Origin of the sequence: Delftia sp. WSY_12 (genome assembly GCF_043104645.1) — a bacterium.
Lineage (GTDB): Bacteria > Pseudomonadota > Gammaproteobacteria > Burkholderiales > Burkholderiaceae_C > Comamonas > Comamonas tsuruhatensis.
Genome location: NZ_JBICKW010000047.1, coordinates 1 through 571 on the forward strand (window position 1 = coordinate 1; position 571 = coordinate 571).

General features: G+C 64.3%; 1 protein-coding gene. It reads left to right on the forward strand.

Going from position 1 to position 571, the window contains the following annotated elements; genetic code table 11:
* Positions 1 to 571 (forward strand): GTP-binding protein (locus tag ACF8LI_RS22515; RefSeq protein ID WP_392414268.1); only part of this gene is annotated, 571 nt, incomplete at both ends.

The window sequence follows — 571 nt, forward strand, 5'->3', positions numbered from 1 at the left end:
GTCACGTGGACCACGGCAAGACGACCCTGACGGCTGCCATCGCCACCGTTCTGTCCAAGAAGTTCGGCGGCGAAGCCAAGGCTTACGACCAGATCGACGCAGCACCTGAAGAAAAGGCCCGCGGCATCACGATCAACACCGCCCACGTCGAGTACGAAACGGCCAACCGCCACTACGCTCACGTTGACTGCCCCGGCCACGCCGACTACGTCAAGAACATGATCACCGGCGCTGCTCAGATGGACGGCGCTATCCTGGTGTGCTCGGCCGCTGACGGCCCGATGCCCCAGACCCGCGAGCACATCCTGCTGGCTCGTCAGGTGGGCGTGCCCTACATCATCGTGTTCCTGAACAAGTGCGACATGGTGGACGACGAAGAGCTGCTGGAGCTGGTCGAAATGGAAGTGCGCGAGCTGCTGGCCAAGTACGACTTCCCCGGCGACGACACCCCCATCATCCGCGGCTCGGCCAAGCTGGCCCTGGAAGGTGACGCAAGCGACAAGGGCGAGCCCGCCATCCTGCGTCTGGCTGAAGCCCTGGACACCTACATCCCCACGCCCGAGCGCGCTGT